This window comes from Aeromicrobium sp. REDSEA-S38_B2, assembly GCF_001628525.1.
GTDB classification, from domain to species: Bacteria; Actinomycetota; Actinomycetes; order Propionibacteriales; family Nocardioidaceae; genus Aeromicrobium; species Aeromicrobium erythreum.
In genome coordinates this window covers 1-8559 of sequence record NZ_LUNH01000027.1, presented here as the reverse complement: position 1 = coordinate 8559, position 8559 = coordinate 1, and the positions used below count along the sequence as shown (strand labels likewise).

General features: G+C 75.5%; 8 protein-coding genes. 4 read left to right on the top strand and 4 right to left on the bottom strand.

The window, feature by feature from the left end; genetic code table 11:
* Positions 1 to 210, top strand: a 210-nt coding sequence (locus A6Q81_RS07205) for an ECF-type sigma factor (protein WP_286690004.1), incomplete at its 5' end; no start/stop codon positions are given.
* Here A6Q81_RS07205 and A6Q81_RS07200 read toward each other — a convergent pair.
* From A6Q81_RS07200 to A6Q81_RS07190, 3 genes are read right to left on the bottom strand one after another with little or no spacing between them, the layout of a single operon-like run.
* Positions 207 to 644 carry a tetratricopeptide repeat protein gene (locus A6Q81_RS07200; RefSeq protein ID WP_286690003.1) on the bottom strand — a complete coding sequence of 146 codons (438 nt, stop codon included), beginning with the start codon at positions 642 to 644 and terminating at the stop codon, positions 207 to 209. The genes A6Q81_RS07205 and A6Q81_RS07200 overlap by 4 nt on opposite strands.
* 39 nt (positions 645 to 683) lie before the next feature.
* A complete protein-coding gene (locus A6Q81_RS07195) occupies positions 684 to 1646 on the bottom strand; it encodes an ATP-binding cassette domain-containing protein (RefSeq protein WP_286690002.1) in 963 nt (320 codons plus the stop codon).
* Between the two features lie 43 nt (positions 1647 to 1689).
* The gene (locus A6Q81_RS07190) at positions 1690 to 3033 is read right to left on the bottom strand and encodes a hypothetical protein (protein WP_286690001.1); all 1344 of its coding nucleotides are present in this window, start codon (positions 3031 to 3033) and stop codon (positions 1690 to 1692) included.
* A gap of 203 nt (positions 3034 to 3236) precedes the next feature.
* Here A6Q81_RS07190 and A6Q81_RS07185 point away from each other — a divergent pair, with 203 nt between their 5' ends.
* The 3 genes from A6Q81_RS07185 to A6Q81_RS07175 are packed head-to-tail and all read left to right on the top strand — an operon-like array spanning position 3237 to position 7523.
* Positions 3237 to 4661 carry a condensation domain-containing protein gene (locus A6Q81_RS07185; protein WP_286690000.1) on the top strand — a complete coding sequence of 475 codons (1425 nt, stop codon included), beginning with the start codon at positions 3237 to 3239 and terminating at the stop codon, positions 4659 to 4661.
* Positions 4658 to 6142 carry a hypothetical protein gene (locus A6Q81_RS07180; protein WP_286689999.1) on the top strand — a complete coding sequence of 495 codons (1485 nt, stop codon included), beginning with the start codon at positions 4658 to 4660 and terminating at the stop codon, positions 6140 to 6142. The genes A6Q81_RS07185 and A6Q81_RS07180 overlap by 4 nt, the downstream gene beginning before the upstream one ends.
* Positions 6123 to 7523, top strand: a complete 1401-nt coding sequence (locus tag A6Q81_RS07175) for a condensation domain-containing protein (protein ID WP_286689998.1) — start codon at positions 6123 to 6125, stop codon at positions 7521 to 7523. The genes A6Q81_RS07180 and A6Q81_RS07175 overlap by 20 nt, the downstream gene beginning before the upstream one ends.
* Here the strand turns inward: A6Q81_RS07175 and A6Q81_RS07170 are convergent.
* Positions 7480 to 8418 (bottom strand): M23 family metallopeptidase, encoded by a 939-nt coding sequence (locus tag A6Q81_RS07170; protein WP_286689997.1) that lies wholly within the window; start codon positions 8416 to 8418, stop codon positions 7480 to 7482. The two genes, A6Q81_RS07175 and A6Q81_RS07170, sit on opposite strands and share 44 nt — an antisense overlap.
* Between the last annotated feature and the right edge of the window lie 141 nt (positions 8419 to 8559).

Genomic DNA, 8559 nt, shown 5'->3' with positions numbered 1-8559 from the left:
CCCGAGGACGAGGAGGTCGTGCGGCTGGGTGAGGCGTTGCAACGGCTGGCGCGCCTCGACCCCAATCTCGCGCAACTGATCGACTGCCGCTTCTTCGCCGGGATGACCGAAGAGGAGACCGCAAAGGTCCTGGGCGTCAGCGACCGGACGGTGCGCCGCTGGTGGCTCCAGGCGCGGGCCTGGGTGCACAAGGAAATGGACGCGGGCTAGGCTGCCAGACGCCGGCGCAATGCCGCGAAGGATTTGAGATAGGATTCGCCCGGCGCGCCGAGCGTCCTGAATATCTGCTCCGACCGGTCGGCCTCGCGCCGCGCCTCGGCTGTCCGCCCCTGTTTCAGACGGATGATCGCCCGCGTCCGCGCCGCAATCCCCTGCGGCAGGCCGACCGGTCCCATCGCGGCGATCCGCGGCGCGGCTTCGGCAAGCAGCGCTTCGGCCCGCCCGGTGTCGTCCGCCTCGGCCAAGGCTTCGGCAAGGCCCAGCGTGATGACGAGCGTCGGCACCGCATCGGGGCCAAGATTATCGATCGCCATCGGCCGCGCTTCGCCAAGAACATCGCGCGCTGCGGCAAATTTCCCCAGCGCCAGTTCGGCGCGCCCCAGTTGCAGCAGATCGACCGCCAGCGCCGCCGATTTGCCGAACACCGCGCGGCGCCGGTCGGACCTGAGCCCCGATCACGGCGCTCATGCCGCGTCCTGACGCTGGGGGCCGGGCGCGTCGAGCGATCCCGTGAGCGCGAAGAAGACCTCGTCGAGGCTCGGCCGGGCCGCGCTGAGCTCGCCGATCTCGATACCGCGTGCGGTGAGGGCCAGCACGACGTCGGACGTCACGGCGCCCGACCGGATCGGCGCGGCCAGCAGCACGCCGTCGTCCTGGGGGACCTGACCGGTCACCTCGTGCAGGACGCGGGCCGCTTCGACGCGGCGCGCCGGGTCGGCCACGACGAGGTGGAGCGTCAGGCCGCCGACGGACTCCTTGAGCTCGGCGGGCGTGCCGTCCGCGACGACGCGTCCGCGGTCGATCACCGCGATCCGGTCGGCGAGCTGGTCCGCCTCCTCCAGGTACTGGGTCGTGAGCAGCACCGTCGTGCCCTGCGCGACGAGCTCGCGCACCGTCGCCCACATGTCGGCGCGCGTGCGTGGGTCGAGCCCGGTCGTGGGCTCGTCGAGGAACAGCAGCGGCGGGTCGCCGAGGAGGCTGGCGGCGATGTCGAGACGGCGGCGCATGCCCCCGGAGAACGTCGAGACGGCGCGGTGCGCCACGTGCGTCAGGCCGAACCGCTCGAGCAGGTCGGCCGCGCGGGAGCGGGCCTCCGCTCGTCGCCAGCCGACCAGCCGGGCGAAGAGGTAGAGGTTCTCGTGCGCCGTCAGCAGCTCGTCGAGCGCGGCGTACTGGCCGGTGAGGCCGACGAGGGAGCGCACCTGGGTGGGGGAGCGCGTCACGTCCTGCCCGAAGACCTCCGCCCGCCCGCCGTCGAGGCGGACCAGCGTCGCGAGGGCGCGCACGGCCGTCGTCTTCCCCGCGCCGTTCGGGCCGAGCACGGCGTGCACCGTGCCGGCGCGGACGGACAGGTCGAGGCCGTCGAGCGCCCGCTGCTCCCCGTACGTCTTGACCAGTCCCTCGGCCCGGATGGCCCACTCGGTCATCGTCGTCCCCCTCCGTCAGGTCGCGGCGCGCAGCGCCCGACGCTCACCACAGCCGTGCCTCGACGTGCCACGCCGCCAGGCCCGAGCGCACCAGGTCACGCAAGGTCTCGTCATCGGGCACCCGCGCCGGGTCGAGCGCGGCGACCGTCACGGTGGTGCGCTCGCCGGAGGTGCACGCCCACGCGGTCAGTCCGCCGCCGAGGGCACGGATCTCGGCGTCGTCGACCACCCGGTGCCCGGCCAGCGCGGCGATGCTGCGGGCCGGCGTCCCGGTCGGTGCGCTGAACGCCGGGGACATCGTCCCGAGGTTCGACGCCAGCACGCGGGGGCCGGTCGGCACCGGCAGCCGGCGTACGACCGCGTCGGGCAGCATCTGCACGAGCGTGAGGAGCGAGCCGGTGTCGGCGTCCTTGGCCGACGTGTCGCGCGTGCCGAGCTGGGCGTAGGCCTGGCGGCAGCCCGCCCGCAGCGGTGCGAGGTCGTGACGTCGCAGGTCGGTCGGGTCGACGGCGACGCGGGCGATCCGCGTGGCGTTGGCGCGAGGGTCGTCGGCGCCTCGCGCGGTGACGGGCAGTGCCACCAGCACGGGCTCGTCCTCGTCCGTGATCCCGGCCGACCCGACCAGGGACGCGCTCAGCGCGACGAACCAGGTGTTGAGGGTCCCGCCGTGCCGCGCCGCCGCAGCCTCCACGTCGGCCGTGCGGCACTCCGCCACGACGGTGGGGACCACCCAGCCCTGGGGCGCGGTCGGCCCGTCGGGGGGCGGCGCCGGCGTCGCCCCCGCGGGGGAGGTCGCGCCGCCACGCTGTCGCAGCGCGCTCGTGGCGCCCCAGCGCACGACGGCCCGGACCTGGCGCGCCGCGTCCTGCAGGTCGGCCCGCAGCGTCCCCCACGTGCCGTCGCGGTCGGGCAGGGTCAACGGCGCCCGCCCGGAGGCCGCCCGCTCGACGGCGTCGACCATCGCGCCACCGTCGGCGACGGCGTGGTCGACGATCAGCGACAGCAGCGAGCCGCCGTCGGACAGCCGCGCGCTCGCCAGCCGCCAGGAGTCGCCGCGGCCAGGGTGCAGCGGAGCGGTGTGGTTGGACCGGAGCCAGTCGACGACGTCGCACTCCTGGAGCACGGTCGGCTCGACGTCGAGCGCCGGGGCATGGGGCGCCCGCGACCAGCGACCACGTGCGCCGGGCACGCGGGGACGATCCGCGCGACGCGAGAGCGCCCCGCGGGCCAGCTCGTCGCGCAGCCGGACCAGCGCCGCGGTCGGCACGACGTGGTCGAGACGCCAGACGAACTGGTTGACGATCGGCGTCCCCACGCCGCGGTGCCGTCGCAGGAACAGGTCGTCCCCGAACGTCAGACGAACCGTCGCGTGGTCGATCGCCATCATGAACACCCCCCCAGGTTCTGCCGAGTCAAGCGGCCCGTCGCCGACCGTGTCCAGAGGGAGAGGCGCGTGAGCATCATCACGTCGCGCGCACTCCGCGGAGGCGCGCAGACTGGCGAGCAACGACCGCGAGGAGTGCGCGGCCGTGGCGGATGGATCGCGTCACCGAAGAGACCGGTGGCGCACCGGACGGGGGGAGCACTGCCATGGAGTACACCGAGCTCGACGACTACCCGATCCCAGCGGGGATCGTGACGACCTGGACGCCGACGACGGCGTCCGACGCGTGGGAGGACGACCCGCGCGGACTGTCCTACGACCATGCCGCCCACCTGGAACGAGATCCCGACGGCTCGTGGATCGGCTCGGCCATGCGGGTGCCGCTGCCGTTCGACGCCGACGCCCTGCGCCGTGCACTGCGGGCCTGGATCGCGCGCCACGAGGTGCTGCGCACGACCGTCCGGAGGACCGCCGACTCCGCGTCGACCTGCGCGTGGCAGCGGCAGACGGTCCACCACTCACGGGTCGACGTGCGACCGGAGGTGCTCGGGCACCGCTCCAGCGACGCGGCGCGGGTCGAGGTGGCGCAGTTCCTGGCGAGGCTGTCGCCCGTCACCTGGCCGCACTGCGTGTTCGCGACCGTCCGTGGCACGCACGCCGAGGGCTTCGTCCTGGTCTTCGCCGCCGACCACAGCGTGATGGACGCCTACTCGCAGGTGCTCTGGTTCGCCGAGATGGAGGACCTGTACCGCCAGGCCCTCGCCGGGATCGACGACGACGCGCTCGCCGTGCTCGACGTGGGCAGCCACGTCGACTTCTCCGCCGTCGACCGCCGGGCGGGGGAGGAGCTGTCGGCGGACCACCCCGCCGTGCTGCGCTGGCGCGCGTTCACGTCGCTCGACGAGAACGGCGCACCGCGCGACGTGCCGGCGTTCCCGCACCACCCCGACGTCGCCGCGGCCGGCGTCGACGACCGTCCCCGACGCCAGCGCAGCCTCTCGACGTGGGTGCTGGGCGGGCCGGAGACCGACGAGCTCGGCCGGCGGCTGCGCGAGCAGGGCGTCGGGCTGCAGGCGGCCGGCCTCGCGGCGCTGGGGATCGCGTCGCGGCGACGCTCCGGCGTCGAGCGGCTGCGGTTCGTGATGCCGATGCACACCCGCCACGACCCGCGGCACCGCGAATCGGTCGGGTGGTACGTGGGCCTGTGCCCCGTCGACCTCGACCTGTCGGGGACGCACACGTTCGGCGAGGCGGTCGCCCGCGCCGACGCCGCGACGCGCGAGGTCAAGGACCTCGCGAGGCACCCGTTCCCGCGGGTCGCCGAGCTGTTGGGCGTCGGCGACACGCCGCACTTCGTCGTGTCCTACGTCGACGTCCGGCACGTGCCGGGTGCCGAGCGCTGGCCGGCGCAGCAGGCCCGCGCGCTGAGGTCCCCGGTGTTCGCCCCGGACGAGCTGTACCTCTGGCTCATCCGCCACCAGGGCGGACTGAACCTCTCGGCCCGCTACCCGGGCGCCTGGGCCGTCGACGCGGCCGTGCGAGGTCTCGCGGCCCACCTGCGCGCAGTCTTCGCCGACATGGTGGAGCACGAGCGGCAGAGCGGTCTCGTGACGGCGGCGGCGGACCGATGATCCTCGCGGAGATGGCGCGGTGGCGCACGGCGCCCGGCACGGTGCTGACCCTCGGGCCGACGCCGGAGAGCCTCGCGGCCGCCGCCGAGGCACCCGTCGACGCCGCCCCGCCGTCGTTCCTGCAGGCCGACCACCTGCGGGCCTACGCGGCCCGGCAGCGCGCGAGCGGCGTGCACCGCGCCTGGACCGGGGTCGCGACCGACCTCGACGGCCCGCTCGACCGCGACGCCCTCGCCCGCGCCCTGACGCGGCTGGTGACGACGCACGAGGGGCTGCGGTCATGGTTCGACCTGACCGGCGAGGTCCCCGTCCGTCACGTGGTGCCGGTGGCCGACGTCGAGCACACGGTCGTCGACGTGCAGGAGCTGGACGTCGGGGACGGTTCGTGGGACGTGGCCCTGCAGGCGCACCTGGTCCGGACCTTCGACGCCGCCTGTCGGCCCGACGCCTGGCCGGGGTTCGTGCTCGGCGCGGTCGAGCGCGTCGACGGGTTCGGCCTCTTCTGGGGCTGCGACCACGCCTTCACCGACGGCGCGTCTCAGCTCATGGTCGCCTCCGAGCTCGCCGACCTCTACGCGGCGGAAGTGGCCGAGCCCGGCGGTCCCGCCCTGGTCGAGGGGGCGCTGCCGACCCCGGAGGAGTCGGGACCGTTCGGCGTCTTCGCGGCCGAGGAGCGCGCCCGCGCCGCCACCTACGACGCGTCCTCGCCCGAGGTCCGCGCCTGGGCCGACCTCGTCGGGTCCCAAGGGGGACGTCTGCCGTCCTTCCCGCTCGACCTCGGTCTCGAGCGCGGTGCGACGGCGCCCGTGCACATCGCCTCCTACGACCTGCTCGACGCGCAGGCCGCCTCGCGTCTGGACGCCCGGTGCCGCGCGCTCGGCGTGCGGACGGTCTCCGCGGTCTTCGCGGCGCTCGCAGCGACCGACCACCTGCTGGCGGACCGGGCGACCTACGCCGGCGTGACGGTGCTGGGCGCCCGCGACACCGGTCCGTACCTGCGGTCGCACGGCTGGTTCTGCACCTTCGCGCCCGTGCTGTTCGAGGTCGCGCCGCACGCCGACGACCTCGACGCCCTGCTGGTCGCCGCGCACGCCGGGTTCGAGACCGGCCGTCGCACGTCGCGCATGCCGGCGCACGTCGCCCTGGCCGAGATGCTGCGGACAGGTGTCCTCGGACCCGATGGCGTGGGGTCGCCGCAGCTGGTCTCCTACCTCGACGTCCGTCGGTTCCCCGGGGCGGGCCGGCCCGCGCACGAGCGCGGGGTGCACTTCACGGGCGAGGGCCGCACGGCCAACGCCTCGATGTGGGTCAACCGCGACGCGGAGCGGCTCTACGTCGGGCTGCAGCACCCCGACACCCCCGAGGCGCACGACGCGATCGCGCGGTACTCCGCGACGCTCACCCGCGTGGCGCGGGCGCTGGCCGACGGGTCGACCTCGCTGCCCGAGGTGGAGACCAGCCGTGCTGGTCACGTCGGCTGACCTCTGGACGCCCGCGCCGGGCACGGTCGTCTCGTGGGACGTCGAGCCCGGCGTGGCTCCGGGGCGCCCCGTCGACCTCTCCCTCAACCAGCGCAACCACCTCGCCGCGGCGGTCGCGGGGGAGCCGTCGGTGTGGATGGCCGCGGGGTTCGACGTCGAGGGTCCCGTCGACGCGGCGGCGCTCGAGCGGGCCTACCAGGAGGTCGTCGCGCGGCACAGTGCCCTGCAGGTCGGCGCGGACGTGGTGGCCGGTGCCGTGCACGGCAGGCACCACGACGCGGCCGGCCTGCGCTGGACCCGAGGAGCCGACGTGACCACGTCGACCGTCGCCGAGACCCGCGACCACGTGCGTCGACGGCTCGACGCCGCGTGCTGGCCGCTGTCGTACCCGGCCTTCTGGCCCGCCGCGATCTCGCGCCCGGACCGCTCGACGGTCGTGCTCGGGCTCGACCACCTCCACGTCGACGCCTACTCCCTCGCCGTGCTGGTCGACGAGCTCCACACCGTGTACGCCGGCCTTGCGGGGGAGGGACGCGTCCCCGACCTGCCCGAGACGTCGTGCTTCGTCGCCGGGCTGGCCGACCCGCCGCCGCGCGTGCCCGCCGACGACGTCCGACTGCGGTCCTGGCACGACTTCCTCGTGCGCCAGGACCACCGCCTGCCGACCTTCCCCCTGTCGTTGGGCGTCGAGCCCGGCGAGCGCGCCGCGCAGCGCACCGAGGTGTCGGTGCTGGGCGACGCCACGGCGGCGGACCGGCTCGGCGAGCACGCCCGGCTGCACGGCGGGTCCACGGCCACGGCCGCGCTCGCCGCGCTCGCCACTGCGGTGGCCGACCTGGGCGGGCCCACCGTGCTGCCGCTCCTCATGCCCGTCCACCTCAGGTCGACGCCTGCCGAGCGTCGGACGGTCGGGTGGCTCACGACGACGGTCCCCGTCGAGCTGGTGACGCACCTCGACCCGTGCGCGACGCTCGCGCACGCGGCCCAGGCTGTCGACGCCGCCCGCGCGATGGCGGCCGTGCCCCTCGACCAGGTGCTGGGCAGCGCGTCGCGTCCGCTGGTGCGCGAGCGGACCGACGTCTTCATGGCCTCCTACCTCGACTACCGCCGCCTGCCCGGGCACCAGGCGCCGCTGAGGCGCCGGGCCCACCACGTGTCGGCGCCGACCCTGGCCGACGACCTGCAGGTGTGGGTCTCCCGCACCCCCGAGGGTCTCGGCGTCCGCGTCCGCACGCCCGCCACGCTGACGGCGGCCCAGGTGGTCGCGAGCCTGCTCGAGCGCTGGCGCGAGCGGGTCGCGTCGATGGGCTCCGGGCGGTGCGCCGGCCCGCGCCCCGTCACCGGAGCGGGTCGACCGGCTCACCCCGTCGGGTCACCATGAAGTGCAGGTGGCAACCGGTCGACAGACCGGTCGAGCCGACCGCGCCAAGCACGGTGCGCGGCGTCACCCGTGCGCCGGGTGCGACCGACGTGGCGGAGAGGTGCGCGTAGCCCGTCTCGACACCCTGGCCGTGCTCGACCACGACCCGCAGGCCGTAGGGTCCGTCGTCGCCCACGCTGCGCACCGTGCCGGCGCGCGCGGCCCGCACCGGCGTGCCGCACGCGGCGCCGAGGTCGACGCCGTCGTGCAGCGTGCGCACCCCGGTGACCGGGTGCACCCGCATCCCGTACGCCGACGTGACCGGCCCTCCCACCGGTCGCGACCACGCACCCGTCCCTCCTGCCGCGCCGGACGTGCCCGCGGGCGGGCGGGGGAGCGGGCCTCCCGGGTCGACGAGCACGAACCGCGACGCACCCGTCAGGCGCCCCCGCGGGTCGAGGTAGCGCTCGCCGTCGAGCCGACCGAGGTGCAGGCACGGTCCGGCGCAGTGCGATCCCGCGACGTCGAGCCGGCCGAGGACGTCGCCCGCCTGCACCGCGTCGCCGGCGCGGACGACCCGGCGGACCACGGGCTGGTAGGTGGACCGCTCCGCCCCGTGCTCGACCGTCACCACGCCCACGCCGGCGACGGTGCCCGAGAACAGCACCCGCCCGACCGCTACCGAGCGGACCGGCTCACCGGCGCGACCGGGCAGGTCGACGCCACGGTGACCCGCACGGTAGGGCCCGTCGGGCAGGTCGAAGTCCGCCGTCACCTGGCGCGAGCCCAGGGGCCACCGCCACGGCGGGCCGTCGGCGGGCCTCTCGTCGGCGACGGCCGGGCCGGGCAGGAGGAGCGTCAGCAGCGTGAGGAGGGGGACCAGCAGGAGCAGGGCACTCGAGGACGGACGACGCATGACCCGAGCCAACCGTCGCCGACGCCGCCGCTCCAGGGGCCGACGCAGAGGTGTGGACGCCGTCGACGTGCGGCACGCGGTCGCCGCCGACCTGTGGATTTCTCGATCTCCGGCCCCGTGTCCTAGACTGGCCCCATCACG

Excerpts from the sequence above, each read along its gene's own strand:
- A6Q81_RS07195 (WP_286690002.1), bottom strand. The coding sequence starts at position 1,646 with ATGACCGAGTGGGCCATCCGGGCCGAGGGACTGGTCAAGACGTACGGG.
- A6Q81_RS07170 (WP_286689997.1), bottom strand. The coding sequence starts at position 8,418 with ATGCGTCGTCCGTCCTCGAGTGCCCTGCTCCTGCTGGTCCCCCTCCTC.
- A6Q81_RS07180 (WP_286689999.1), top strand. The coding sequence starts at position 4,658 with ATGATCCTCGCGGAGATGGCGCGGTGGCGCACGGCGCCCGGCACGGTG.
- A6Q81_RS07190 (WP_286690001.1), bottom strand. The coding sequence starts at position 3,033 with ATGATGGCGATCGACCACGCGACGGTTCGTCTGACGTTCGGGGACGAC.
- A6Q81_RS07185 (WP_286690000.1), top strand. The coding sequence starts at position 3,237 with ATGGAGTACACCGAGCTCGACGACTACCCGATCCCAGCGGGGATCGTG.